The sequence below is a fragment of the Kineosporia sp. NBRC 101731 genome (assembly GCF_030269305.1).
In the GTDB taxonomy this organism is placed as follows: domain Bacteria; phylum Actinomycetota; class Actinomycetes; order Actinomycetales; family Kineosporiaceae; genus Kineosporia.
This window is the reverse complement of record NZ_BSTC01000017.1, coordinates 87,144-113,472: the sequence shown is the minus strand read 5'-3', so window position 1 is coordinate 113,472 and position 26,329 is coordinate 87,144. Positions and strand designations below refer to the sequence as shown.

Below are 26,329 nucleotides of genomic sequence, written 5' to 3'. Positions count from 1 at the left end.
CTGTGGTGATGGGCGGCACAACAGAAACGGCCCGGATGTCCGAGGACGCGGGCCGCTTCTGTTCGTTCAGCCCAACCACGGTTGTTCTCCTGCGGGACGCGGTCGAGCGATTCCATCTCATCCGTTCAGTTCTTGCGCCTCCACCATGCCTGCTCGGGCTCGGAGATCGGCACCCGTGAACCGGGCGCGGTCGCCTTCTGCGTGAGCTTGCGCTCGGACGGCGCGAAGATGATCTGGGAGATCTGCTGGTAGTGCAGGTCGGAGTCGGGGATGTAGTTGATGGTGCTCAACGCCTGGTCCTGACCGGCGGACTCCATCACGAACTTGCCGTATCCGAACAGCTGGCCCGTCACCGTGCGGTCGTACCGCATGTCGGTGACCTTGGACATCGGCATGATGTCGACCTGGCGGGTGACGATGCCGTGCACCAGCATCAGCCGGCGGTCGGTGGCGATGAACAGCTCGTCGTACCACTCCCAGGCCTTGAGCAGCAGCCGTGCGAGCAGCAGCAGCCAGAGCACCGTGAGGATCTGGACGAAGAGGCCGCTGGTGTGGTTGCTCACCCAGGCCAGGATGATCAGGCCGAGGACGCCCGTGGCGGTCGGCTCGGCGAGCACCACCCAGTGCCGGCGCAGCATGAAGATGATCTGCTCGCTCGGGATGAGGTAACGGTCCAGTTCCTTCGGAACACCCGGGCCGAAACGTTCTGAATGCCCCACCATGCGGACCACTCTAGGCGAGCGGCGAGCAATTGTCGGGCTTCAACTCGGGAAAGTCTTGTCTCGTTATTCCCAGGAAGTGACTGCTGCCACTGCCGTGACGCCGCACCGGCTGGCAGGGGCGCTGCGAATGCGGTCGGGAGGCCCCACGAACGGGTTTCTATGCTGGTGACGGAACCATCGCTACCAGGAGGCAGTCATCAGTACGTCACCCGCCGACCGACTCGCAGCACTGGAACGCGCACTGCCCGGGGCCAAGCTGGTGGTGGACGTCGATGTGCTCGCCGGCCTGAGTCATGACGACGCGGAATGGGCTCCGGTGGGGATGCCGCTCGCGGCCCTGCGCGCGCAGTCGACGGATGAGGTCAGCCGGGCGGTCGCGGTCTGCGCCGAGCTGAACGTGCCCGTGGTGAGCCGGGGCGCGGGCACCGGGCTGTCGGGCGGCGCGAACGCGGTCGACGGCTGCCTGGTGATCGACCTGTCACAGATGAACAAGGTGCTCGAGATCGACGTGGACAACATGATCTGCGTGGTGCAGCCGGGCGTGATCAACGACGACCTGAAGGCCGCGGTGGCCGAGCACGGGCTCTGGTACCCGCCGGACCCGGCCAGCGCCCCGTGGTCGACGATCGGCGGCAACGTCAGCACCAACGCGGGTGGTCTGTGTTGCCTGAAGTACGGCGTCACCCGCGACTACGTGCTCGGTCTGGAGGTCGTGGTGGGCGGCCCGGCCGGGGAGTACGGCACGGTCACGCGGCTGGGCCGGCGCACCACCAAGGGGGTGGCCGGGTACGACCTGACCGGGCTGTTCGTCGGTTCGGAGGGCACGTTCGGCGTGGTCACCGAGGTCACGCTGCGACTGCGCCCGGCCCGCCGGGAGGCCCCGCGGACCGTGGTCGGCGCCTTCCCGAGCCTGGTCGCCGCGGGTGACGCGGTCGCCGCGGTGACACGGGCCGGCCTGCTGCCGACCGCCCTGGAACTGCTCGACCGCGCCTGTCTGCAGGCCGTCGAGGACTGGAAGCACCTGGGTCTGGAGGCCGACGCCGAGGCGCTGCTGCTGGCCCAGATCGACACCCCGGGGGAGTCCGGGCAGGTCGAGGCCGCGACGATGGCCGAGGTGTTCGAGAAGGCCGGCGCGCTGTGGGCGGCCGTCTCCACCGACGAGCAGGAGGCCGAGGCCCTGTTCGCCGCCCGTCGCCTGGCCTATCCCGCGCTGGAGCGGCTCGGCCCGGTGCTGACCGAAGACGTCTGCGTGCCCCGCTCGAAGGTGCCGGACATGCTCGGTGCGGTCGTCGGGATCGCCCAGCGGCATGGTGTCTCCATCGCCACGATCGCCCATGCAGGCGACGGCAACCTGCATCCGCTGATCCTGGTGCCGGCCGGCGACGACGCGGCCAGGGTCGCGGCCCAGGCCGCCTTCGAGGAGATCCTCGACGCGGCGATCGGGATGGGCGGCACGGTCAGCGGGGAGCACGGCATCGGGCTGCTGAAGCGGGAGGGCCTGCGCAAGGAACTCCCGGCGCCGGTGCAGGCCATGCAGGCCGCGATCAAACAGACTCTCGACCCGCTCCATCTCTTCAACCCGGGCAAAGCCGTCTGAGAACTCTTCCGTGACCCACGTCACCCGCGTGACACTGAGGGACATGCGGAGTTTCGTGGTCACCGGCGGTGGACGAGGTGTCGGGCGGGCGGTTGTCGAGCGACTGCTGGCGGACGGTCAGGCGGTGGTCGCGATCGAACTGGATGCCCGGGCCCTGGCCTGGGTCGCCGGTCATCCGGCGGGGGCGCGGGTCGTGGCGGTGCGTGGCGACGCCGCCCTGGAAGACGTCGCCGAGCACGCCGCGAAGCTGGCCGCCGCGATCGCACCACTGAGCGGCTGGGTCAACAACGCCGCGCTCTTCCGTGACGCCTCGCTCGACACCGACGACGCGGCAACCATTCTCGATCTGATCACGTCGAACGTCGCGGCCGCGGTGACCGGCTGTGCGGTGGCGGTCAAGCACTATCTCGCGACCGGCCGCGGCGGGGCGATCGTCAATGTCTCGAGCCACCAGGCCCAGCGTCCGGTGCGGGGCGCACTGCCCTACGCCACGGCCAAGGCCGCGATCGAGGGTCTGACGCGGGCCGCGGCCGTCGACCACGGCCCGGCCGGGATCCGGGTCAACGCGGTGGCCCTGGGCTCGATCAACACCGAGCGCTACGCGGCGTTCCTGGCCGGGCGGGACACCCAGGAAGTGGCGGCGGTGACGCAGCAGATGGCCGAACTGCACCCGCTGGGACGCGTCGGGCTGACCGCCGAGGTCGCCGACGCCGTGGTGTACCTGCTCTCCGACGCCGCGTCGTTCGTCACCGGCGCCGTGCTCCCGGTCGACGGGGGGCGGGCGGTCCGGGGGCCCGATCCGGAAGAAAACTGACCCTGGGTACGGCATCGGTCACGCCCGGTGGTTTAGGATCGCCGCGTAACGGGTGACCAGCCCGATAAACCGCATACCGGACGCTGTCCAGGGGGAGAGCAACCGTCATGAGCGCAGATTCGACCGTGGGACCGGACCTGACCGTCGACACTACGAGCGCCGATGCCCGGCTCGAGGCCGTGCACAAGTACACCGATGAGCTCGGCGCCCCGGAAGACGGTGCCTTCGACCGCATCGCGCAGATGGCGGCCAAGATCTTCGGCACGCCGATCGCGACCGTGAGCATCGTGGACGACGACCGGGTCTGGTTCGCCGCCACGCAGGGGCTGGACGGTGTGCGTCAGGTCGGCACCGAGCCCGGGCTCTGCGCGTCGGTCGTGCACCAGGCGGGGCCGTACGTCGTGCAGGACGCCGAGAACGACCCGCGCACCGCGGATCATCCCCTGGTGACGGGCGATCTCGGACTGCGTTTCTACGCCGCGGCCCCGATCGAGGTGGAAGGGCACGCGCTGGGCACGGTCAACGTGATCGATCAGGTCAGCCGTCCGCAGCTCGACCCGATGCAGATCAGCCTTCTCGTCGACCTCGCCGCCACCGTGGCGCAGCTGATGGAGATCCGCCTGGTCGCCCTCACCGCGATGAAGGAACGCAAGGTCGTCCAGGTCTGAAATCACCCGAATTTCGGGGCCGTCTGACGGGCGAGTGTTAAGAGCCCGTCAGGCGGCATATATAAAGTCTCCATATGAATTGACCGCGGCGGTCGGGCGGTATTACATGAGCACCGGGTCCGCTGGTAAGCGGTCGATCAGTGGGTTCCGCAGCCTCGGAATTCCACTGTTTCCGGCCGGTTTCATCGCGACTCACGATGCCGGCGGCGTGGCCCGGTCCGCGCGACGACCCTGACCGTCTCGTGTGCGGGAGGCGTCGCCGGCATCACCACGACGTCCCGGCCGGTTCAGTACTCGTCTTCAGTACTCGTCGGGTTCGCGGCGCTCGAAGGCGCTTTCGCGCTGGGCCCGGGTGAGGTCGACGATCAGGCCCAGCCCCTGGGCCTGATCCGGGGCCGCGCTCCGGCCGAACGCCGTGTGCAGCACCGACCCCGGGTCGCCCTCGCCCGCCCGCCGGGACACGCTCAGCCCGTCGGTACCCACCCCGTTCGGCCCCCGGCGCAGGTTGCTGAAGATCTGCGGCAGCACGCCCGGCCCGGTGTAGCGGATCAGCTGCCGCAGGATCGCGATGCGCCAGATGTCCTGATGTCCGGTGTCGTCGCGCAGCCGGCCGAAGAGGGCATCGAAAAGTGCCAGCAGCTCGGCGAACCGGTCGGTGTCGAGACCCTGACCGTGCTGCCGCGGCAGGAACGCCACCGCACTCTCGATCCTCGTCCTCAATTCGTCGTCCGTCATCCGGCGGGCCTGCGGCAGCAGCGCGTGCGCGAGATCCGCGACCTGGTCGCGCGCGTCCTGCTGGCCGGCGTGCGAACGCATCAGCAGCGCCCGGTTCAGGATCTCGAACTCCGAAGGACAGTCCGGATCGAGAAAGGCGTACGAGGACAACGGCAGCAGCCGTCGGGCCAGCCGGGCCACCAGCAGTCGCGGGCGGCGCCCGGGGTCGTGGGCGAGCAGGTACAGCAACAGCCCGAAACCCCCGACCACGGCCGCGGCCGGCGCGTAGGGAAGCCAGCCCAGCGGGGCGAGAGCTCCCGGCCCGGTACCCCGTGAGGAGCGCAGCCACCACAGCGCGGTGCTGGTCAGCACGGCCAGGACGGCGATCCAGGCGAGCAGGTCGAGCACGATGACCGCATAGCCGCGGCGGCCGCGTCGCACGTGACGCTCGCTGATCACCTCACCGGCCAGGGCGGCCCCGGGGTCGAGGTCGGCCAGCCGGTAGGGCCGGATCACGGTCCCGACCGCGTCGGCGGCCAGGGCCCGGCACAGCCGCCCGATCCCGAAGGTGCACACCGCGAAGACCGGCAGGGCACAGGCGGGCACGAGCCCCAGCCAGATCGTTCCGCCGGCCGTCAGGTGCCCAGCCAGGTCGCTGAGGAGATTCGCCAGGCCGGTGAGCTGGGTGGGCATGGTGAGCTGGGTGGGCATCGTCAGGTCGCCACATAGGAGTAGCAGACCCGGTCGCCGCGCAGGTGGCTCCGGATCCGGCCGGCCTGCTGCAGCACGATCAGCGCGTGCGCCACGTCATCGCGGTCGAACTGGGTGCCCAGGATGATGTCGACGACGTCCAGCTGCAGCCAGGGACGGCGGGCCAGATAGGTCATCACCTCGCGGGCCGTGTCCACCCGGTCCTGGCTGGGCACGAAACCCCGGGCCGCGACCATGGGCCGACGCTGCGCCTGACGGCGCAACTGGGTTCCCCCGAACGGTGTCCGCCCGGGTTTCGGGGCCGCCTTACGGGCGGGGGTCGGCGGGGGCGTCAATGAGGGACGAGGTGCCTGGCGCTGCGTCGGGATCGGCCCGGTGAACGGCGTCTGGGTCGCCGAGAACGTCGGGCGGTTCGCCGGTGGGGGAGTCCAGGCGCGGGGGCGCTTCGCGGTGGTGGCCGGGATCTCGCCGGGGTTTCCAGCCGGGGACGACGCAACCGGCGCGGCTGTCTGCGTCGGCTGGAACCGGTGGTCGGGCGAAGAAGACCGGGAGGACCGGACCGGCTGGAGCGATGCGGCCGGGGCCGACCGGGCGATGTCGTCACTCATCCCGTTCAGGGCATAAGCCTGCTGGGCGGTACTGCGCCGCCCGGTCTGCAGACCGGGGTCGTAACCGGTGGCCCGGACCGGGTCCGGCTCGTCCTGCAGGTCGTCCTCCAGATCGTCCTCGGGTTCGTCGTCGAGGGCGTCGAACTCCTCGAACTCGCCGTCCCCGAAGTCTTCGCCGAAGTCGTCCTCGTCGAAATCCTCGAAGTCCCCCGGATCCTCCTCGTACCCGGCGCCGGCCACCGGACTGTCCGCCCGGTCCGGCTGACCCGGTTGATCCGGCCCGTTCTGGCCACGCTGCACCGTGCGCCGGAAGTCGGCCTGGTACGCCGCCCGCTCGTCCTCGCGCAAGCTGTACGAGCCGTAGGCGTCGTACAGCACCTCTTCGTCGCCGGTCTGGGCGTTCCCGGTGGGTGCGTACCCGGTGTGGGCGTCGGGTTCCACGGTGGGCCACGGATAGGCGTACTGCGGCTGAGGATCCTCGTACGTCCCGTACTGCTGGGCGTATCCCTGGTCCAGCACCTCGGCCGGGGCGGCACCGTAGGCGCCCGGGGCCGGGTCGAAGGCGACCGGGTCGAAGGCGACCGGGTGGAAGGCGACCTGATTGAAGGTGACCTGATCGTCGGCGACCGGGTCGACGTGGTGCCCGTACGCGTCCTCAATTCCCGCGCCGGAGGCGACAACACCGTCCGTCCCGGGCGCCGGCTCCGGACGACGAAGGGCACGACGGTCCCGGCGGCGCTGATAGGGCGGACCCGAAGCGGGCGCGGGGTACTCCGACACGCCGCGACTATAGCTCTGGGTATTTCAATCGTGGCGTTGTGTGTTCGCGACACAGCTACAGGTTTTCTGTGCACCCGTCGAAAAGGCCGGTACTACTCGACGCTCACGGGAGGACATTCGGTGCTGGCCGGCCGTCGTGCCTCGTATCTCGTCGTCGTGGTCGGCGTCGTTCTCACGGGTATCTATGCGCTGGACCTGGGTTCCGGCGTGAACAGCCGGATCAGCGGCGTGATGGGCTTCGGCACGGTCGCCGCGCAGATCGTGGGGGTGTGGCGCAACCGCCCCTCCGACCGGCTGCCCTGGATCTGCCTCATCCTGTCCAGTCTCAGCTTCTGCACCGGAATGGGCGTGCGCGGCTGGGCCACCCGGCAGAGCGGCCTGGCCACCTTCACCGGCGACATCTTCTCGATCGGCGGGTACCTGCTGGCCGGTCTGGGGATCAGCGTCATCCTGCGCCGGCGGGTGGGCGCGCAGCGGCACGCCGTGGTCGACGGCATCATCGTCGCGCTCGGGGCCGGACTGGTCGCCACCGAGTTCTTCGCGCTGCCGGCCGTCCGGATCGGCGACCGCCCCCAGCTGGTCTCGCTGCTGGCCGGCCTCTACCCGCTGTGGGACATCGTTCTCCTGCTGCTCGTGCTCAATCTGGGCTTCTCCACCGCGTCGGGTCTGGCGAGCTTCCGGTTCATCGCCCTGTCGATGACCGGCCTGCTGGTCGGCGACATCGGCTACGCGATCATCGGCGCCCAGGGCGACCTGGTCGGCCCAACCCTGCTCGATCTGCCGTTCCTGCTCGGTTTCACCGCGCTCGCGGCCGCCGCCCTGCACCCGTCGATGACCGAGATGAGCTCGGTGCGGCCCCGCCCGGTGCAGTCCTGGTCGGCGACGCGTCTCAGCCTGATCGTGCCCGCCCTGGCCACCCCCGTCGCGGTCCTGCTCGCCACCGGCGGCACCGCCCACAACAACGTCCCGCTCGCCCTCACCACCGCCGGCCTGATCGGGTCGCTGGTGTTCCGCTCGGTCTCGGCCGTGCGCAGCAACGCCGAGATCCAGCGTGGCCTGCTCTACCGCGCCACCCACGACCCGCTCACCGGTCTGCCCAACCGCGATGCGCTCACCCAGCACATGGCCGAGATGATGTCGTCCCGGCGGGCGGACGGCGTCTGGGTGGTCTACCTCGACCTGGACGGCTTCAAGCTGGTCAACGACCACTGGGGGCACGAGGCCGGCGACCTGTTGCTGGTCGAGGTGGCCAAGCGGCTGGGCCGGCTGACCCGGGACAGCGCGATGTTCGCCCGGATCTCCGGTGACGAGTTCGCGGTGGCCGACAGCGGGCAGGCCATTCACGCCTCGGCCCTGGCCGAGCGCATCCAGGCGGAGTTGAGCCGGCCGATCGAACTGCCCGGCATCGAGCTGATGACCGTCGCCTCCATCGGTATCGCCCCGCTCACCGATCAGCGTGACGCCGAATCCCTGCTACGTGACGCCGATCTGGCGATGTACCGGGCCAAGGCCGAGGGCCGGGTCCGGGTGTTCGACTCCGGAATGCGCCAGACCGTGAACGAGCGGGTCGAGATCGAGCTCGCCCTGCGTCAGGCCGTGCAGCGCAACGAACTCTGGGTCTCTTACCAGCCGATCGTCGACACCTGCACCGGCCGGGCGATGGGCGCCGAGGCGCTGGTGCGCTGGACGCACCCGGTGCGGGGGCCGATCTCGCCGGTCGAGTTCATCCCGGTCGCCGAGGAGACCGGCCTGATCGAGCAGATCGGCACCTTCGTGCTCGAGGAGGCGCTGCGGCAGATGGCCCTCTGGCGGGACGAGGGCCTGCTGCCCGAGAGCTTCTACATGTCGGTGAACGCCTCGGCCCGGCAACTGCGCGACCACAGCCTGCGCCGCACGATCTCGGACGGTCTGCGGGTGTACCGCCTGGGTGGCGACCGGCTCACGATGGAGATCACCGAGTCGATCCTGATGGGCGATCACCAGCAGGTCATCGAGGTGCTCACCGGCCTGCGCGGCCTGGGCATCGGCCTGTCGGTCGACGACTTCGGCACCGGGTACTCGTCGTTGAGCTACCTCAGCCGCTTCCCGGTGACCACGGTGAAGGTGGACCGGGCCTTCGTCACCGGGCTCGGCGTGGACCCGGGTGACGAGGCGATCGTGCGGGCCATCGTCGCGATGTCGACCGCGCTGCACCTGAACGTGATCGCCGAGGGCGTGGAGACCGAGCAGCAGCGTGACGTCCTGGCCGGTCTCGACGTCACCCGTTGCCAGGGCTGGTTGTGGGGAAAGGCCGTGGCCCACGACGAGTTCGCGACCAGGCACCTGAGGACGATCGTCCAGGGGGCCCAGGAGCCGGCTGTCCCGGCGCCCCGGGTCGGCTGATGCGATGACCATGCGGGCCGGCCCCCTCGTCCGTCCGTGATCATGCAGTTCCCCAGCCTCCCCGCTTCCCGGGGAAGGTCTGCCTGATCACGAACGAAGGAGGGGGGACGACGAGCGCCGCACCCGGGGTCAGACGGCGAACAGCGGGGGCAGGGTCAGCATCATGATGGCCGACCAGGTCACGTGCGTCGCGATCGGGGCCAGGATGCCGCCGCTGGCCCGGCGTTCCAGCCCCAGCGCGGCGCCGAGCAGGAAGGCCGCGAACACCAGCATCGGGTTGCGGGTGGCGATCGTGGCCACGGCGTAGACGACCGTCGAGATCAGCACCGGGTGCCGCCGGCCGATGGCCGCGTACAGGGCGCCGCGGAAGAACACTTCCTCGGCCAGGCCGTTCAGCAAGGTCACCACAGCGATGAGCCAGGCCGACCCCTCCGTCTGGTGGGCCAGCACATGCGTCACGAAGTCGCGCAGCGGGGGGATCTCGCGCACGATCAGTGCCCCGGCCACGAAGATCGCCCCGGCGACCAGCCCGAGCGCGACCCCGTGCAGCAGAGGGCGTCGCAGAGCTCCCCGGTACGACGTCCAGCCCAGGTGGAGAGGGCCGGAGGCGAGGCCACCGGCAATCCAGACCGCCGCCACGAGCAGCGTGAGCGGATAGAACACGGTGGCACCCGGTTCGACCGACAGCGAGATGCCGAGCAGCGCGGCGCCGAGCACCAGCGTGACAGCGGTGACCACGCGACGACGCCGGAACCGGTCGTCGGACTCGGTGTGGTCGCGTGGCACCTGTTCGATCAGCGTCGAGCGCAGCAGGTCCTCCACCGCCCGTCCGGTCGCGGTGCGGCGCAGGGTCGACGCGGCGAAGCGTTCCAGCCGTCGGCTGGCCCGGGCCTCGAGAGCGGTCCTGGTGGGGCGTTCGGTCATCGGATCAGTGGACGGGGTGCTCGCCGGCGTCGGGAGCCACCGCTTGCGCGGCACTCTCCTCCTCGGCCCGTTCCCGATCGGCCAGGGCCAGACGCACCGAGTCGTCGTACCCGATCGTCGGGCCGGGCACGACCTCCTCGATCGAGTGGTCGTGCACGACCACCTCGTTGATCATCGAGTCCACCAGGTTGCGGGCGGTGGCGGTGTCCACGTCGGTGACCAGGGCCAGCCAGTGGGACGACAGGCCGGGGGTGAGCAGCGGGACGGTGAAGTTCGGCAGTCGCTTGCCCATCACCGCGGCCGCCCGGGCCAGCATGTCCTTGTAGCGCAGCACCTCGGGCCCGCCGATTTCGAACACCCGGCCTCGGGCGGCCTCGGGCTCCAGCACGCCCTCGAGGTAGCGGATCACGTCGGGCAGGGCGATCGGCTGCGTGCGGGTGCTGACCCAGTGCGGCGTCACCATGGCCGGCAAATGGTCGACGAGCTGGCGGGTGATCTCCCAGCTGATGCCGCCGTGGCCGATCACCACGGCCGCGCGCAGCACGGTCACCGGCACCCCGGCCAGTGGCAGCAGCTGCTCGACCTGGCGCCGGGAGCGCAGGTGGGGAGAGAGGCTCTCGACATCCTCGCCCAGGCCACCCAGATAGATGATGCGCTCGAGGCCGGCCCGGTGCGCCGCCTCCCCGAAGTTCAGGGCGGCCTCGGCGTCCTTCTCCTCGAAGTCGTCCGACTCCAGCGAGTGCACGAGGTAGTACGCGGCGTCGCAGCCGGCCATCGCGGTGGCCAGACTCTCGACGTCCGAGACGTCACCGAAGACCGGTTCGCCCGCTCCCGCATAACGTTCCGGGTGCCGAGTCATCGCTCTGACGGTGTGCCCCTGGCGCACCAGACGCTGCGCGAGATGGGAACCGATGAAACCGGAAGCGCCTGTGACCAGGACTGTTCTCGCCATGGTCCCAGTGTCGCCGGGTTGGGCGCAGGCGCCAGCCGGGGTTCCCACCTCGTCCGCCGTTGACCCGAAAGGTCCCGGAACCACAAAGACTGGTGAGCTTGGTGCGGGCTGTGAGGCACAATAGTTCGCTCACCGGACATACCTCGTTCACCGTGCCGCCACGGATGGTGTTTGCGTTGAACATGAGGCGTGACCTGGCCCGATGCTGCCCCTGCCCTCTTACGGAGCTCAGTTCAATGACGACAGTGATCACCTTCGGCACCTTCGATGTCCTGCACATCGGTCACCTGCGCATCCTCGAGCGGGCGAAGGCGCACGGCGACCGGCTGGTCGTCGGGGTGTCGTCGGACGCGCTGAACATGAGCAAGAAGGGCCGTAACCCGATCTTCAGTGAGAACGAGCGCACCGCCCTGATCCAGGCGCTCGAGGTCGTGGACGAGGTCTTCATCGAGGAATCGCTGGAGCTGAAGGCCGACTACGTGAAGAAGTTCGGTGCCGACATCCTGGTGATGGGCGACGACTGGACCGGTCGCTTCGACTGGATCAAGGAGCACTGCGAGGTCGTCTACCTGCCCCGCACGCCCTCCATCTCCACCACTGCGGTCATCGAGAAGATCTCCAAGCTGCCCTCGGCCTGACGAGTTCAGCCGCATCGAACCGGCTCGAACCAGCTCGAACCTGATCGGCCGGCATCGGGCACGGAGTGTGGGCCAGCCACTCCGTGCCCGATTTTCTCGTTTGCGACGTATTTATAGCCGTTGAGGTGGACGCCGGTGGGGGCCGGGCGTAGATTTCAGGGACAGCGAAAAGGCGCGGCGCGGGGGCGTGTACAGGGGGTTGTGGCCGGGCGTCAGCGCTGTTCGACGGGTTTCTCCGTGGGCGTGGCGAGGGCTGATTCGGCTTCATCCAGCCTGGTTCCTACAAGCCCTCGGGCGGTGCTCCGACCCCTCCCGGAGCACCGCCCGAGTCTGTGCCCACGAACTGAACCCTCAGGACCGGGCGAGGACGACGTCCACCGTCTCGGTCTACGTATTCGGAAGACGGCGGCCCACCAGGTGCTGCCAGACCCAGCTCTCGGGCATCCGGATGCCGGTCACCACGTACTGCGCGGTGCCCTCGCTGAGCAGGATGGTCTGCAGCTCACGCTGGGCCACCCGGGTACCGGCGACCAGGAGCTCGTCGTCGAGGTGCAGCTCGGTGTCGTCGGGCGGGGCGATCGTCGCCGCCCCGTCGCGCAGCAGCATCAGGGGCACCACCGGCAGGCGCTCGTCACGGTCGTCGGGATCGCGGAACAGGTTGCCGATGGTGAGGGGCACCCGGCCGGTCTGCCCGGCGTGGCGGCGCTGACGTTGCCGTGGCGACACCGACCCGGGATCCAGGTAGCCGGCCAGCGCCGGGGCCTGCCAGGCCGTCAGCTCGACGTTCCAGACGTCTTTCATGTACTGGCCGCATCGGTCCTGGATGCGGTGGACGAGGGCGATGGCCTCTTCCTCGCCGCGCTGGGGCATCTCCTCGAGGAAGCGCCAGAGCAGCGGCGTGGAGAGCCGGGCGTAGGCCTCCCGGGCCACGATGTCGGCGGGTACGAGCAGCATGTCCAGGTGCATCGCGGCGAACAGCGAGCGATTGGTGGGCAGGTTCTGGCGCCCGGCTGCGTAGAGGTCGGGGTTGCGACGCCGGGCGGCGGCGATCAGCGACAGGTTGGTGGTGTCGTTGTCGGTGCCGGCCACGAAGCCGACGGCCTGCTCGATGCGGGCCTCGTCGAGCACCTCCGGTTCGGACCCCTCACCGTGGATCACCCGGGGGAGCTGCTCGACCGGCAGGCCCAGTTCGGCGGCGAGGAATGCGTCCGAGGGCGGGTCCGGCTCGATCACCACCACGTCGAGCCCTTCGGCGAGCAGGTCACCCACCACCTCCTGCCCGAACCGGCCGTACCCGCAGACCACCCACAGCCCTTTGGCCGGGGGCGAGCCGGGCGGCGGCTGCTCCGAGCCCGGCCCGGCCTCCAGCCAGGAGTAGAGCCGGAACGAGGCGGGGGAGCGCAGGGCCATGCGCAGGTGGTCGCCGAACCGGTCGAACGGGTTGATCACGGTCGGCGTGCCCCAGGCCAGCATCAGGTCTTCCACCGGTGCCGAGATGGTGCGGGCGATCACCGGCAGGTCGGGCCGCAACAGGGCCGCGGACATCGTGATGGCCAGGTTCACGTCGTCGTCGTCCGTCAGCGCCAGCACGGCCTGGCAGTGCGGGTTCTTCAGCCCGGCGAGCTTGAGGTTGAACGGGTTGGACGCGTCGGCGGTCAGGCCCGGCGGGTCGGCGAAGTACTGGTCCACCTCGAGCGACTCGATCTGGGAGGGCTCGATGTCGAGGGCCACGAAGTTGCGGCCCAGGTGGTCCCAGGCCCGGCCGAGGCGCTGGCCGGTGTGCCCGTAGCCGGCGATCAGCAGGAACGGGTCGCGCAGCCGCTCCACCCGGCGGGTGAAGCGGCGCATGTCCAGGGCGTTGCGGAAGCCGCGGTCCTGCAGCAGCGAGAGCAACGTACCGAGCGCGTACGCCCAGCCGATGACGGTCAGGTAGATGCTGACCGTCATCCACATCCGCTGTGCGGCGGTGAACGGGAACGGGATCTCGCCGAAACCGATGGTGCTGGCGGTGTAGCTCATCACGTAGAAGGCGTTGAACAGGCCCATCCGGTGCGGTTCGCCCTCGGGCGTCTCGCCGGGGGCCAGCGCCAGCCCGAGCGTGGTGATCGCGAAGATGATGATGAGCACGATCAGCGGCGTGCGCATGCGCCGCATGATCAGGAAGATCGGGGCCGAGCCGGTGTCCGCCCCGCGGGAGCTGAGGGGGCCGCCCTCCGGGCCGGGCACGTCGCCGGCCTGCCGGAACCGGGAGACCGCGGCCCAGCGGTGCTCACCGGTGATGAGCGCGTTCGTGGCGGCCGGGTCCTGCCCGGTGAGCTGGGGGTCGAGCGGTTCACCGGGCTTGCGGATGCGGGTGGCGGCCCGGCCCTGGCCGTGCCGCCGCCCCGGATGCCGTTCGTGCCACTGCTCCTGGTCGGAGCGGGATCGCTCGGGCGGATGCATCAGCGGCGGTGGAAGGACACGGTCTCGATCACGAGGAGCACCACCGAGACCAGGTTGGCCAGCAGGGCTCCACCGGACAGCGACACGATGCTCGACATCGCGTGCTCGTCCAGACCGGAGCTGGACACGTAGTCGGCGTAGACCCAGACGATCGTGGCCGCGATCAGCTGCAGGTCGGCGACCAGGCTGGTGGCCAGGTGCACGGCGCCGATCTGGGTGCGGTCGCCGAACTTGAGCACGGTGGTGATCAGGCTGACCACCACGGCCGCGTAGAGCTCGTACTCGCTGTGCAGGTTGGCGTCGGAGATGTCACCGATGAAGAACCCGAAGTTCATCGTGGCGGCCAGCAGGACGAAGAAGCCGAAGATCACTTTCTCGAGGTTCATCGACCCCTCCGGTCGGTGGCACTGCTCTGAGTACTGCTCTGGGGTGCTGGACCCCAGCATCCTGCACCCTCACGGGTCTACGACGCTCGGTGCCCCGTCGGAGTGCCCGATTCGCGCCCCCGATCGCCGTCAGCGCGATCATTCCCGCGAGGACGGGTACCGGCACGTTCCCGGTGCCGGCCGCGGGCCACTGAACCGGCAGATTCATCGGACGAATTGGCCGGTTGGTCGCCCCCGGGACACCGCGTCGTAGTCTTCGGTCATGCCCGTGAGTCCCCGATGACCTACCTGCACCCCAGCTGGGAGTTGTCTGCGACCTGCGCCGTGCTCCTGGCCCTGCTCTGGGGCGCCCTGTCGCTGGCCCCGCGGGCCGGCCTGGTCGAGCTGGTGCGGTCGTTCGCCCGTGAGTTCGCCGTGGTGATGACGCTGCTGGGGGTCTGGCAGTACGTCGGCCGGTTCGTGCGCACCCACGTCGAGGGTGCCTACTCGCACGCGGTCCGGGTGCAGAACGCCCAGGCCTGGCTGCACCTGCCGGACGAGCTGGAACTGCAGCACCTCGTCCTGCCGCACGAGTGGCTGGTGCGCTCGATGAATTCCTACTACGCCTTCGCCCACCTCAACGGCATGGCGCTGTTCCTGATCTGGGTCTGGTGGCGGCGCCGCTCCTCGTTCCGCTCCGTGCGCAACACGGTCGTCGGCACCACCCTGATCTGCCTCCTGGTGCAGAGCGTCCCGGTCGCCCCGCCACGTCTGCTGCCGAACTCCGGTTACGTCGACACCGCCCTGCTCTACGGCCAGTCGGTCTACGGCGAATACGCCACCGGGGTCGCGTCGCAGCTCACGGCCATGCCCTCCGTGCACGTGGCCTGGGCGGCGATCGTCGGCTGGTACGTCACGAAGCTCGGGCGCGGTCCGCTGCGCGTGATCGGCGCCGTGCACCTGGTGCTCACGGTGCTCGTGGTCGCGGCGACCGCCAACCACTGGTGGCTCGACGGCATCGTGGCGACGGCGATCATGCTGGTCGTCATCGGTGGTCAGTGGCTGGTGGGGCGGTGGTGGGCCTCGCGGTCGATGGTGGACGTCGGTGAGCCCCTCCCGGGGCGGGCGGCGGTCCCCGAGACCTCAACCCACTGAGCCGAGCAGCGCCCGGCTCCCTGGCCTCCCCATCCCTTCTTCATGATCAGGCAAAATGTCCCCGGTGTTCTAGAACGACGGGGACACTTCGCCTGATCACGGAAGGTTGTAGAGGTCCTTGGCGAGGGTGGTCAGGGCCCGCGTCAGTGCGGGAGCCTCGTCCTTCCACCAGGCCAGCCACACCGGTAGCCGGGGAGCGTCGCGCACCGGGCGGTAGACGACTCCGGGCCGGGGGTACTGGGCGACCGTGGCCTCGGCGGTCATGCCGATCGCCTGACCCGCGGCGATCATCGTGAGCCAGTCGTCCACCGAGTTCGAGTCGACGAACCTCTCCGGCCCGGTGCCGGCCGGCCAGAGGCCGGGCGTGGTGGTGCCGGTGCGGTGATCGATCGAGACGGTGCGCCCGGCGAAGTCCGCCAGGCGCACGAAACGGCGGCGGGCCCAGGGGTCGTCGGCGGGCACCGCGGCGTAGCGGGCCTCGGTGGCGATCTGCTCGGTGGCGAACCGGGTGTCGTGCAGAGGACGCCGCACCACGGCGAGGTCGGCGGCGCCCTCGCTGAGCCCGGCCGTCGGGGTGTTGGACTGGATCAGCAGCAGGCGGGTGGTGGGATGGTCACGGGCCCAGGTGCGCTGCAGGGCGGTGGTGTGCCGGCCCAGGGCCGACCAGGCATAGCCCAGGCGCAGTTCCGAGCGGGTCTCGTCGACGGCCCGGCGCAGCTCCGCCACCTCGGCCAGGATCCGCCGCGCGCGGGTGATCACCGCGGCCCCGGCCGGGGACACGTCGACCCGGCGGGTGGTGCGCCGCAGCAGCGTGACCCCGAGCTCGGCCTCCAGGGCGGCGACGGAGCGGGACACGGCGGCCTGTGACACCCCCAGCTCGATCGCGGCGTCGGTGAACGTGCCGCCATCGGCCACGGCGACCAGGCAGCGCAGCTGACGCAGCTCCAGACTCATGAGCAGATCGTATGAATCCTCCGGGCGTCGCATTTCCCGGATCACCGATCGGCGTCGCACATTGACCCGTATGACGACGCTCGAGGCACGTCCGCAGGCCCGCCCGACCGGGTTCCCGGCCTCGATCGCCACCATGCTCTTCAGCGGTACGAGCACCCAGGTGGGCGCGGCGGTGGGCGCTCACGCGTTCGGGACGATCGGGCCGGTCGGGGTGGTCGCGGTGCGTCAGCTGGTGGCGGCCTGCGTGCTGCTGCCCGTGGCCCGGCCGCCGATGCACCGCTTCACCTGGCGGCAGTGGTGGCCCACGCTGCTGCTCGGCCTGGTGTTCGCGGTGATGAACCTCGGGCTCTACACGGCCGTCGACCGGCTCGGGCTGGCCCTGGCCGTCACCCTGGAGTTCCTCGGGCCTCTGGGCGTGGCGCTGGTGCGCTCGCGCACCCGGCTGGACGCGGTCTGCGCGGTGTTCGCCGGGGCCGGGGTGGTGGTGCTGATGGCCCCGGGACCGAGCACCGACTGGCCCGGGATCGCGGCGGGGCTGGTCGGGGCAGCCTGCTGGGCCGCGTACATCCTGCTCAACGCCGAGGTGGGCGCCCGGATCCCCGGACTCCAGGCGCCGGCCGCCGCGTCCACCGTCTCGGTCGTGCTCTGTCTGCCGGTGCTGATCGCGCTGGGCGTGCAGGGCCGGTTCTCCACCACCGCACTCGCGGCCGCGATCGGTGCGGGCATCTGCTCGTCGGTGGTGCCCTACGCCTGCGACGTGATGATGCTCCGGCGCGTGCCGGCACAGTTCTTCGGGGTCTTCATGAGTGTCAATCCGGTGCTGGCGTCACTCGTGGGCATCGTGGTGCTCGGGGAGGTGCTCGAGGCCCGCGAATGGCTGGGGGTGGTGATGGTGATCGCGGCCAACGTGGTCACGACGAGCCGGACGGCGATCGGCGCCCGAACGTAGTCGGGGCCACCCGTACGGCCCAGCCGGGCTCACCGACCGGGGTGACGCTGAACAGGTCGGTCCACCGAGCGTGCCCGGATCCCTCAGGACCGCACCGGTTCCGGCCGATGAAAACCTCTGGCAGCTCCGGTGCGCTCCTGTACACGGGTCGGGCCGGCGGCGGTGTGCGGCGAGTGAGCGAAAGGCAACTCAGGTGGTGGATTCGCGACGAGACGGAGAAGCAGACTTCGTCACCGCTGCCCGAGGCGTTCTTGCGGACCTTCAGGGCTGGATCGGACTGGAGTCGTGGGCGATCCTGCGCAAGGACGACGAGGAACTGGTCGTCATGCTCACGAACGACGAGACATTCGGCATGCACGACGGTCTGACGCTCCCCTGGGCGGACTCGTACTGTTCCCAGGTGGTGGAGTGGGGCCGCCCGGAAGTGGTCTCCGACTCCAAGGACTCCTTCATGCTGACGCGCGGTGCCGAGAGCCTGATCTCCGGGGTGCGCGCCGTGATCATGGTGCCGCTGCGGTCACCGGACGGGAAGAAGCACCTCGGCGCGCTCACCGGGGTGCACTCCGAACCGGTGCCCGACCTGGAACGTCATCTGCCCGCGATCCGCCGTCAGGCCGCCCTGCTCGGTGCCCTGCTCGGCCACGAACTGTCCGTCCAGCGGGACGACCGCCGCGAACAGACCCCGGAGGCCGAGTTCACCGACGTGCTCACCGGCCTGGCCAACCGTCGCGCCTGGGACGACGCGCTGCGCTCGGAGGACGCCCGGGCCGCCCGCTACGCCAGCTCGGCCGCCGTGCTGGTGCTCGACATCGACGGCCTGCGCCGGGTCAACGCCGGGGCCGGGCACACCATCGGCGACGACCTGCTGATCACCACCGCGGCCGTGCTCTCCGGCCGGATGCGCTCGGTGGACTTCATCGCCCGGATCGGCGGGGACGAGTTCGGGGTGCTGATGCCCGAGACCACCGCCGAGGAGGCCGGCACCGTCATGGGCGACCTGCGCAAGCAACTCACCTCGGCGGGCATCTCGGCCTCGTTCGGCATCGGCCAGCGCCGCAGCAACACCGGGCTGCCGGCTGCCTGGCGGGCCGCGGACGTCGAGATGTACGCGGACAAACTGCAGGCCGCGGGCCGCCGGATCCCGCGTCAGACCTCGGTTCCGGTGGACGGCGAGGAACGTCCGGCCCCGGCCGACCAGAAGGACCGGGAGCCGTACAACGGTCCCGAGCGGCGCAAGGGCCGTCCCCGTCGCGACGGGGACCTGATGGGACCCGAGGAGATCGAGGCCGCGGTCACCGAGCTGACCGACGCGGAGGCCGAGTTCCTCGACCCGCAGGCCAAGACCGTCAACGTCGAGGCGCAGGACGAGAAGGAGGGCAAGGAGGCCGTGGTCGCCGCGGCGGCCGTGCTCGGCCGCCGGCTCACCAGCGTCGACGCCCTGCTGCAACTGGCCAAGGACCAGCTCGGCATGCAGGTCGCCTTCCTCAGCACGTTCGAGGGCACCACCGGCCAGCAACGGGTACGCAACCTGATCGCCTCGATCTCCGTGCCCCTCACCGTGGGCCAGCTGCAGTCCGTCGACGACACCTACGGCAAGGCCATCACCGACGGACGCATGCCGGCTGTCATCCCCGACACCACCAAGGACCCGCACGCCCGGGCCATGCAGGTCACCCGCGACCTGAACATCGGCTCGCACGTGGGGGTCCCGCTGCACCGCCGGGACGGGCGCCTCTACGGCACCCTCTGCACCTGGTCGCCCGGCGCCGACGAGGCCCTGCGGGACCGCGACGCCGACGTGTTGCGCGCCATCGGCAACGTGGTGATGGACCTCGTCGACATGGAGGACCGCACCGAGCGTGACCGGCACAAGATGCTCGACCGGATGGACCGGCTGATGGCCAACGGCGGGCCGGGCGTGGTGTTCCAGGCCGTGCACTCGCTGGACGGCCTGGCCACGGTCGGGGTCGAGGCGCTGAGTCGCTTCCCCGTCGGCAGCGGCCGCCCCGACGAGTGGTTCACCTCCGCCACCCGGGCCGGTGTCGGCCTGGAGCTGGAGCTGGCCGCGGTGCGCAACGCCCTCACCATCCTGCCCGCGCTGCGTGGTTTCCTCGGCATCAACGTCTCGCCGCGCACGCTGGTCTCGCCCGCGTTCGGCCGCCTGGTCACCTCCCTGCCGCTCAAGAGCATCGTCATCGAGGTCACCGAGCACGAGGCCGTCGACGACTACGACGCGCTCAACGAGGTGCTGCGGCCCTGGCGCGAGCGGGGCATGCGGATCGCGGTGGACGACGCCGGCGCCGGTTTTGCCAGTATGCGGCACGTGCTCACCCTGGTGCCGGACTTCATCAAGCTCGACATCTCGCTGGTGCGCGGCGTCGACACCGATCCGGCCAAGCGTGCCCTGGCCGGAGCCCTCGCGGCCTTCGCCCAGAAGATCGGCAGCAGCGTCATCGCCGAGGGCATCGAGACCGCGGCCGAGCTGAGTGTGCTGCGGGGCCTCAAGGTCGAGTTCGGCCAGGGATACCACCTGAGCCTGCCCGGTCCGCTGGCCAACGAGATGCGTAAGGACGACGAGGTCGTCCCCGAACCCGCCTGAGTGTCGTCCCGCGACCTTCGTGGTCCGGTCGTGCCCCCGCCTCGGGGAGGGTTTGCATGATCACGGCAGGTTGGCCGGGGTGCGGCGAACCAGCTATGGACAATCTCTATCGAATAGGTAGAGTAATTGCCATGGAACGGTGGGTCGCGTCGGCGGGGCCGGGGAAGCTTGGCCTGATCACGGACAGGGTGAAGGGTAGTGCCGCACCGTTACCGGCCCACCCGTGAGGAAATTCGATGCATCCCCTGATCACCGTCGACGAGCTGCTCGCCCTGGAGAACCCCCGCCTGCTCGACGTGCGCTGGAAGCTGGGCGGCCCGCCCGGGGCCCAGGAGTTCCGGGCCGGGCACCTGCCCGGCGCCGTGTATGTCGACCTGGACGAGCAGCTCGCCGCCCCCGGCGGGCCGGAGCTCGGGCGGCACCCGTTGCCGGACGCCACGAAGTTCCAGCAGGACGCCCGTGGCTGGGGCCTGAACGACGGTGACACGGTCGTGGCCTACGACGACTCCGGGCTGCTGTCGGCCGCCCGGGTGTGGTGGCTGCTGCGCTGGGCCGGGTTCGACGGCGAGGTGAAGCTGCTGGACGGTGGCCTGCGGGCCTGGAAGGAATCCGGGCGGCCGCTGGACGAGGGTGACGCGCCGGCCCCGACCCCGGGGAACGTGGCGCTCGGCGAGGGACATCTGCCGACGATCGACGTGGACGACGTGCTGACGTTCGTGGCCGACGGCGGACTGCTGCTCGATGCCCGCCCGGCCGGCCGGTACACCGGCGAGGTGGCGTCGGTCGACCCGCGACCCGGGCACATTCCCGGTGCGGTGAGCGCCCCGGCACCCGGAAACCTCGGTGAGGATGGGCGTTTCGCCCCGGCGGCCGAGCTGGCCGAGAAGTTCGGGAGTCTGGGCGCGGACGGCGCCAGGCCACTGGGCGTCTACTGCGGGTCGGGGGTCACGGCCACCCACGATCTGCTGGCCCTGGCGGTCGCGGGCATCGACCCCGACCGGGTGGTCCTGTATCCCGGTTCGTACTCGCAGTGGGCGTCCCGGTCGGGCACCCCGGTCGTCGCGGGCAGCGAACCAGGCTGACCAGTAAAAAGTTTCACGAACCCACAAGGAGAGATGATGAGTGAGACCGGGCCCGGTGCCCCCCTGGTGGACGCGGCGCAGGCACGTGAGCGCGTGGCGGCGGGGGCGGTGCTGCTGGACACCCGCAGCCCGGGTGGCCGGGAGAAGAGCGGGCCGATCGACGGCGCGATCATCGTCGACCGCGACAACCTCGACGCCGAGTTCGGTTTCGACTCGCCGGGGCGGCATGCCGAGGTGACGTCGCTGGACACGCCGATCGTGGTGATCTGCGGTTCGATCGCCGGGTCCGGCCCGGTCGCGGCGAACCTGATCGCGCGCGGTTTCACCGACGTGGTCCACGTCGAGGGCGGGGCACCGGCCTGGCACGAGCTGGACCGGTAGCGAGATGCCGACGATCACGCCGATGCGCCCGGCGGAGCTGGGACGGCGGCTGGATGCGGGGGAGTGGGTCTTCGACGTCCGTGACCCGCGGTCCTTCGCCGAGGAGCATCTGTACGGAACGGTGAACGTCACCGTGCCACAGCTGACCCATCTGGTCGGGGTGCTCCCCGCGGGCGCGACGTTCTCGGTGATCGGCGGCACCGTGCCCGAGCTGGACGAGGCGCTGGACCGGCTGGCGGTGCTCGGGCGGGCACCCCGGGAGACCGCCGTCGGCCGGCCCGCCGACCTCGGCCCGGCACTGGCCACCTACCCCCGGGTGACGTTCCGTGATCTGGTCCGGGCCCGCCGTGAGACGAACCGTCCGGATCCGGCCGGCCGGGGATGGGACGACGAGCCGGTCCGGCGCGCCGTGGTGGTCGACGTCCGGGACCCGGCCGAGTACGCCCGCGGTCATCTGCGCGGAGCCGTCCACGGATCGCTGCCGATCGAGGCATCCATGATCAGAGAAGGTCTTCCGGGCAGAATTCGCCGTCCGCTCAGGAAGACCTTGCCGCCGCCCACCGCCGGGGTCCGGCTCTGGGTGCACTGCGCGGATGGCACCCGGGCATCGGTGGCGGCCGGCCTGCTGGAACGCGCCGGGCACGAAGTGGCCTGGCTGGACGATGATCTCGAAGCCGCTTGCCGGAACGGCGTGGTGCGACTGACCTCGCTCTTCTGACCCGGAGCGATGCTTCGTGCGCTCACCGTCGCGCACGTCGAAAGGCGGTGCATAGGGTCCTTCGGCACCATGGGGGATCATGACGAGCACTGCCGGGTGGACCACTCGTACCGAGGGCGGCGTTCGTGGCCGCACGTCCGCACCCTCCCGGCCCGGATCGGGCCAGCGGGCGGACATTCAGGGGCTGCGGGCGGTCGCCGTGGTGCTCGTTGTCGTCTACCACGCGAATTTGCCGTTGCCGGCGGGCTTTGCCGGTGTCGACGTGTTCTTCGTGATCTCCGGATTCGTGATCACCGGGCAGCTCGGGCGGTTGCGTGAGACCGGCACCTTCTCGTTCGCCGGCTTCTACGCGCGCCGCATCCGGCGCCTGCTGCCGGCCATGGTCGTCATGCTGCTGGTCGTCCTGCTCCTGGCTTTCCTTCTCCAGTCACCGATCGGCGCGCAGTCCTCCACGGCCGGCACGGCCCGCGCCGCGATCCTGCTGGTCGGGAACGTCGACATCCTCAGCACCTCGGGCGACTACTTCGCGGCCGGCGCGGTGATGAATCCGCTGCTGCACGTCTGGTCGCTGAGCGTCGAGGAGCAGTTCTACCTGGTCTTCCCCCTGCTGATCGCCCTGGCCTGGAAATTCGGCGGCCGGGCCCCGGCGATCGGGCTGGGCCTGCTCACCGCGGCCAGCTTCGCGGCGTCGATGTGGTTGTCGTTCGGCCTGTTCCGCGTCCACAGCTATCCCTCCGCCGACGTGGCGTTCTACTCCTCGCCGACCCGGGCTTGGGAATTCGGCGCCGGGGCGCTGCTCGCGATCTGGGTCGCTTCCCGCGCGAAGCGTGAAAACACCTCTTCCACCTGGCTTCCCACCGCACTGGGGGCCGCGGGACTGAGCCTCCTCGTCGTCCTCAATCTGACCGTGGACAGCACCACCATCTGGCCCGGCGCCGCCGCACTGATCCCGGTGGCCGCCACGACACTGCTCATCCTGGCCGGAAGCCTGGGCAGCGGGCCGATTCAGCGGCTGCTCTCCTCGAAACCCTTCGTGGTGACGGGAGATCTGTCGTACAGCATCTACCTGTGGCACTGGCCGCTCATCGTGATGGCCACCCTGCTGTGGCCCGGCACCTGGACACCGGTTCTCGCCGCGCTGTTCTCGTTGGTCCCGGCCTACCTGAGCTACCGCTACGTGGAGCAGCCGCTGCGCCACGGCACGGTGCGCCTGCCCCGGGTCTACCTGGGCGGTGCGGTCTCGGCCGCGGTGGTCGTGCTGCTGGCGGTGACCCTGCAGGTGGCCGGTCCGTGGGCGATTCCGAACGCCGCCGCGTACGCCGGTCAGCGGGGTGAGCTCACCTACGGCCGGGAGAACGGCTGCCTGGTGCGCAACCGCGCGTTCGACGAGTCCGACCTGGCCAAGTGCACTGTCACGGTGCCCGACGCCAAGGGCTGGGTGATGCTCGCCGGTGACTCACACGCCGAGGCCCTCTCGACCGGCCTGATCGAGGCCGACAAGGAGCTCGGCTACAGCACGATGGCCCTGACCGGAGCCAGCTGCCCGTTCATGCGCACCGCCGCGGCCAGCCGGGAGGTCTCCAACTGCGGTCCGCTGGCCTCGGCCCTGCTCGACCGCGCGACCAGCGGTGACGACCCGCCCTCGCTCGTGGTGATCGCCGAGTGGGCCCTGCCCCGGTACGACACCGACGGCCAGTGGCCCGCGCAGCTGAAGCCCGCGCTCAAGGAACTCACCGACGCCGGGATCCCGGTCATCTACGCCATGGACGTGCCCAACTACGCCACGCAGGACATGAACCGCCAGACCGCGTGCAGCGGCGGATTCCTGAACTTCGTCTGCGACAAGAGCGAGAAGGACATCCTCGACTACCAGGCGGACTCCCGGCAGGCCGAGTACGACGTGGTCAGCAGCGTGCCGGGCGTCACGATCTACGACCCCTGGGACCGCTTCTGCACCGGCAACACCTGCAGCCCGCTGATCGACGGTCAGCTGGCTTACTGGGACTTCAACCATCTGAACCGCATCGGTTCGCAGGCCCTGACCTCCGACCTCAAGGAAGCCGCAGGCCAGGTTCTCAGCCATCGCGGGTGACGTCGCTCTGCGTCGATCGGGCATTGCGCCGAACGGTGGTCGCCGGGCCCGGACCACTCAACTGGGCGTCCGGTCCGGCGATGAACCTCACTGTCAGCTACATCGCTCCACGGCAGAACTGAGGGTTTGCGGATGGCACGGGTGCTCGTTGTCGAGGACGACCCGGACAACAGACTGCTCCTCGAGCTGAGGCTGCAGCGCATGGGTCACGACGTGCAGAGCGTGGCCACCGCGGGTGAGGCCCTGGCCCTGATCGGGATGCACGGCGTGCCCGACCTGGCGCTGCTCGACATCGTCATGGAAGGCATCGACGGTCTGGATCTGCTGACGATCCTGCGCCGGATGCCGATCACCGTGCGGATGCCGGCGATCATGCTCACCGCCCGGCAGATGGCGGGCGATCAGGAGACCGCACAGGAGCTCAACGCTGCATACCTGCTCAAGCCGGTGGTCACGGCCGACCTCAACCGGGTGGTCGACCGGGCGCTGGCTCTGGCGCGGTGAGCTGCGGGCGTGATCAGCTCGCCAGGATCTCGCCCAGATGGGCCATCGGATCATCGGCCGGGCGGGGAGAGCTCGCCTCCGCGGGATCCAGCACGTCTTGCATCCAGATCCGCAGGGCCGCCAGCCCCTGGGCGACGAGCAGGCGGGTGCGCCAGTCCGGCTCCCGCATCTGACCGCCCGGTGACATCGCCCGGTTGACCAGGTCGGTCGCCAGCCGGCGCTCGCGGTCGGCCAGCCGCAGGTGCGGACTGACCCGGGAGGCCTGGACCGCGGCGTCCTGCAGCACGACGAGCTGCTCGCGGTGCTCGAGCACGTAGTCACCGAGGTCGCGCAGCGCCAGGGAGAGTACCGCGGCGTCGTCGAGCTCCAGCGGCGCGACGGCGAAGATCTCCCGGATGCGCGCGGCCATCACCCGCGCCGGCTCGGCCAGCAGCTCTTCCTTGGTGGCGAAGTACCGGAAGAACGTGCGGGGCGCGATGTCGGCGGCGGTGCAGATATCGGCCACCGTGACGTTCTCGTAGCCGTGCTCGGCGAACAACCGCAGGGCCGCCTCCACGGTGAACGCCCGGGAGGCCGCACGCTTCCGCTCGCGTAGTCCCTGGCCAGTCGCCACCGCTCGTCCTCACTCCCGATCGTCGTCCCGTCGTGGGTGCACGACGGATCGAAGGGTGAAACGAGTTGGAGGGGTTTGTCGTCCCCAGGCTGTTTGTGACGGCGGTCACGTCACGGGCTACTGGGTGGCCTCGGTCAGCAGGTCTTTGATCACTCCCACACCCATCAGGTCGCCGGTGTATTTCAGGTTCGCTCCCGCCGCGCGGTTGTAGAGCCACAGCTCCAGGTCTGGTGCCGGTCCCTGGATCACGGTGGCGGCCCGGCCCTCGTCGCTGACCCGCAGACTCCCGGGCTCGAAGTGGACGAACCAGGAGCGGGTGGGGGAGCGCAACTCGATGTCGGGGCGGCCGATCTGGTACTCGTGCGGCTCGATGTCGGCCACCAGCATGACCGCGAGCAACTCGTCCAGGCCGTCCTCGGCGAGTTCGGCCCCGATCTCACTCGCGTCGTTCACGGCCAGCTCGGCGTCGACGCGGTGCACGGCGGTCTCGTGGGCCATGCGCCGGATCCAGAAGCCGACGCTCTGGTCGGGAGCGAACCAGGTCCAGGCGGCGTCCTGCGGCTGATGCTCGTCGAAAGTCTGGTTCAGCAGCGCGAACCCACGCTCGAGCACGTCGAGGGGGCCCAGGCCCGCCAGGTCCGGCTCCTGGGTGGGGCGGGCGTTCAGGCGGATGCAGTCCACCTTGTGCAGATACACCTCGCCGACGTGCTGCACCAGGTCGGCGAGCGACCACTCCGGGCAGGACGGCACGGTGATCCCGGTCAGGTCCGGGGCGTCCGGGATCACCGACCGCAGGCGGGCGTACTCGGCGTCGAGATGGCGCCGTAGCTCGGAAGTCTCCATGGAGGACGATCCTGGCAGCCGACCGGGGTGCGAGCACCCCATTATTCGTTCGTGATCATGCGGAGTGTCCCCGGGAGTGAGAGAACTCCGGGGACACTCCGCATGATCACGGAAAGGTTTGC

23 protein-coding genes are annotated in these 26,329 nt (G+C 70.1%); 13 read left to right on the top strand and 10 right to left on the bottom strand.

What is annotated here, in order from left to right; translation table 11 throughout:
• Positions 1–125: 125 nt before the first annotated feature.
• Positions 126–722 carry a PH domain-containing protein gene (locus QSK05_RS31955; protein ID WP_285601126.1) on the bottom strand — a complete coding sequence of 199 codons (597 nt, stop codon included), beginning with the start codon at positions 720–722 and terminating at the stop codon, positions 126–128.
• Between the two features lie 196 nt (positions 723–918).
• Here QSK05_RS31955 and QSK05_RS31950 point away from each other — a divergent pair, with 196 nt between their 5' ends.
• The 3 genes from QSK05_RS31950 to QSK05_RS31940 all read left to right on the top strand — a co-directional run bounded on the left by QSK05_RS31950 (position 919) and on the right by QSK05_RS31940 (position 3,801).
• Entirely contained in the window at positions 919–2,319 is a 1,401-nt protein-coding gene (locus tag QSK05_RS31950; protein ID WP_502879847.1) for an FAD-binding oxidoreductase, read from the top strand.
• Positions 2,320–2,362: 43 nt separating this feature from the next.
• Entirely contained in the window at positions 2,363–3,133 is a 771-nt protein-coding gene (locus tag QSK05_RS31945; protein WP_285601124.1) for an SDR family NAD(P)-dependent oxidoreductase, read from the top strand.
• 107 nt (positions 3,134–3,240) lie between these two features.
• A complete protein-coding gene (locus QSK05_RS31940; protein ID WP_285601123.1) occupies positions 3,241–3,801 on the top strand; it encodes a GAF domain-containing protein in 561 nt (186 codons plus the stop codon).
• 300 nt (positions 3,802–4,101) lie between these two features.
• On the opposite strand, the gene QSK05_RS31935 is transcribed toward QSK05_RS31940, so the two are convergent.
• Positions 4,102–5,226 carry a hypothetical protein gene (locus QSK05_RS31935; RefSeq protein ID WP_285601122.1) on the bottom strand — a complete coding sequence of 375 codons (1,125 nt, stop codon included), beginning with the start codon at positions 5,224–5,226 and terminating at the stop codon, positions 4,102–4,104.
• Positions 5,227–5,228: 2 nt separating this feature from the next.
• Positions 5,229–6,614: a hypothetical protein gene (locus tag QSK05_RS31930; RefSeq protein WP_285601121.1), complete on the bottom strand. Its 1,386-nt coding sequence runs from the start codon at positions 6,612–6,614 to the stop codon at positions 5,229–5,231.
• Positions 6,615–6,734: 120 nt separating this feature from the next.
• Here QSK05_RS31930 and QSK05_RS31925 point away from each other — a divergent pair, with 120 nt between their 5' ends.
• A complete protein-coding gene (locus tag QSK05_RS31925; RefSeq protein WP_285601120.1) occupies positions 6,735–8,996 on the top strand; it encodes a putative bifunctional diguanylate cyclase/phosphodiesterase in 2,262 nt (753 codons plus the stop codon).
• A 129-nt stretch (positions 8,997–9,125) separates the two neighbouring features.
• On the opposite strand, the gene QSK05_RS31920 is transcribed toward QSK05_RS31925, so the two are convergent.
• Positions 9,126–9,920, bottom strand: a complete 795-nt coding sequence (locus QSK05_RS31920) for a CPBP family intramembrane glutamic endopeptidase (protein WP_285601119.1) — start codon at positions 9,918–9,920, stop codon at positions 9,126–9,128.
• Between the two features lie 4 nt (positions 9,921–9,924).
• Positions 9,925–10,872 (bottom strand): NAD(P)H-binding protein, encoded by a 948-nt coding sequence (locus QSK05_RS31915; protein ID WP_285601118.1) that lies wholly within the window; start codon positions 10,870–10,872, stop codon positions 9,925–9,927.
• 236 nt (positions 10,873–11,108) lie between these two features.
• On the opposite strand from QSK05_RS31915, the gene QSK05_RS31910 reads away from it, so the two are divergent.
• The gene (locus tag QSK05_RS31910) at positions 11,109–11,510 is read left to right on the top strand and encodes an FAD synthase family protein (RefSeq protein ID WP_231480952.1); all 402 of its coding nucleotides are present in this window, start codon (positions 11,109–11,111) and stop codon (positions 11,508–11,510) included.
• A 387-nt stretch (positions 11,511–11,897) separates the two neighbouring features.
• On the opposite strand, the gene QSK05_RS31905 is transcribed toward QSK05_RS31910, so the two are convergent.
• The gene (locus QSK05_RS31905) at positions 11,898–13,952 is read right to left on the bottom strand and encodes a potassium channel family protein (protein WP_285601117.1); all 2,055 of its coding nucleotides are present in this window, start codon (positions 13,950–13,952) and stop codon (positions 11,898–11,900) included.
• Positions 13,952–14,338: a DUF6394 family protein gene (locus QSK05_RS31900; RefSeq protein WP_285601116.1), complete on the bottom strand. Its 387-nt coding sequence runs from the start codon at positions 14,336–14,338 to the stop codon at positions 13,952–13,954. Before QSK05_RS31900 ends, QSK05_RS31905 begins: the two co-directional genes overlap by 1 nt.
• A 279-nt stretch (positions 14,339–14,617) precedes the next feature.
• Here QSK05_RS31900 and QSK05_RS31895 point away from each other — a divergent pair, with 279 nt between their 5' ends.
• On the top strand, positions 14,618–15,472 hold the full coding sequence (locus tag QSK05_RS31895) for a phosphatase PAP2 family protein (RefSeq protein ID WP_285601115.1): 855 nt from the start codon (positions 14,618–14,620) through the stop codon (positions 15,470–15,472).
• A gap of 96 nt (positions 15,473–15,568) precedes the next feature.
• Here QSK05_RS31895 and QSK05_RS31890 read toward each other — a convergent pair whose 3' ends face one another.
• Positions 15,569–16,426, bottom strand: coding sequence for a LysR family transcriptional regulator (locus QSK05_RS31890; protein ID WP_285601114.1), 858 nt, complete (start codon positions 16,424–16,426; stop codon positions 15,569–15,571).
• Positions 16,427–16,496: 70 nt separating this feature from the next.
• On the opposite strand from QSK05_RS31890, the gene QSK05_RS31885 reads away from it, so the two are divergent.
• The 7 genes from QSK05_RS31885 (at position 16,497) to QSK05_RS31855 (ending at position 24,751) form a co-directional block, all read left to right on the top strand.
• Positions 16,497–17,375, top strand: a complete 879-nt coding sequence (locus QSK05_RS31885; RefSeq protein WP_285601113.1) for an EamA family transporter — start codon at positions 16,497–16,499, stop codon at positions 17,373–17,375.
• Between the two features lie 196 nt (positions 17,376–17,571).
• A complete protein-coding gene (locus QSK05_RS31880) occupies positions 17,572–19,974 on the top strand; it encodes an EAL domain-containing protein (protein WP_285601112.1) in 2,403 nt (800 codons plus the stop codon).
• Between the two features lie 236 nt (positions 19,975–20,210).
• Positions 20,211–21,056 (top strand): sulfurtransferase, encoded by an 846-nt coding sequence (locus tag QSK05_RS31875; protein ID WP_285601111.1) that lies wholly within the window; start codon positions 20,211–20,213, stop codon positions 21,054–21,056.
• A 36-nt stretch (positions 21,057–21,092) separates the two neighbouring features.
• Positions 21,093–21,437 (top strand): rhodanese-like domain-containing protein, encoded by a 345-nt coding sequence (locus tag QSK05_RS31870; protein ID WP_285601110.1) that lies wholly within the window; start codon positions 21,093–21,095, stop codon positions 21,435–21,437.
• Positions 21,438–21,441: 4 nt separating this feature from the next.
• Positions 21,442–22,155, top strand: coding sequence for a rhodanese-like domain-containing protein (locus QSK05_RS31865; RefSeq protein ID WP_285601109.1), 714 nt, complete (start codon positions 21,442–21,444; stop codon positions 22,153–22,155).
• 79 nt (positions 22,156–22,234) lie between these two features.
• Positions 22,235–24,247: an acyltransferase family protein gene (locus QSK05_RS31860; RefSeq protein WP_285601108.1), complete on the top strand. Its 2,013-nt coding sequence runs from the start codon at positions 22,235–22,237 to the stop codon at positions 24,245–24,247.
• 132 nt (positions 24,248–24,379) lie between these two features.
• Positions 24,380–24,751: a response regulator gene (locus tag QSK05_RS31855; RefSeq protein WP_285601107.1), complete on the top strand. Its 372-nt coding sequence runs from the start codon at positions 24,380–24,382 to the stop codon at positions 24,749–24,751.
• A 13-nt stretch (positions 24,752–24,764) separates the two neighbouring features.
• Here the strand turns inward: QSK05_RS31855 and QSK05_RS31850 are convergent, their stop codons facing one another.
• Both QSK05_RS31850 and QSK05_RS31845 read right to left on the bottom strand, forming a co-directional pair.
• Positions 24,765–25,364: a TetR family transcriptional regulator gene (locus QSK05_RS31850; RefSeq protein ID WP_285601106.1), complete on the bottom strand. Its 600-nt coding sequence runs from the start codon at positions 25,362–25,364 to the stop codon at positions 24,765–24,767.
• Positions 25,365–25,481: 117 nt separating this feature from the next.
• On the bottom strand, positions 25,482–26,207 hold the full coding sequence (locus QSK05_RS31845) for a maleylpyruvate isomerase family mycothiol-dependent enzyme (protein ID WP_285601105.1): 726 nt from the start codon (positions 26,205–26,207) through the stop codon (positions 25,482–25,484).
• Positions 26,208–26,329: the final 122 nt, after the last annotated feature.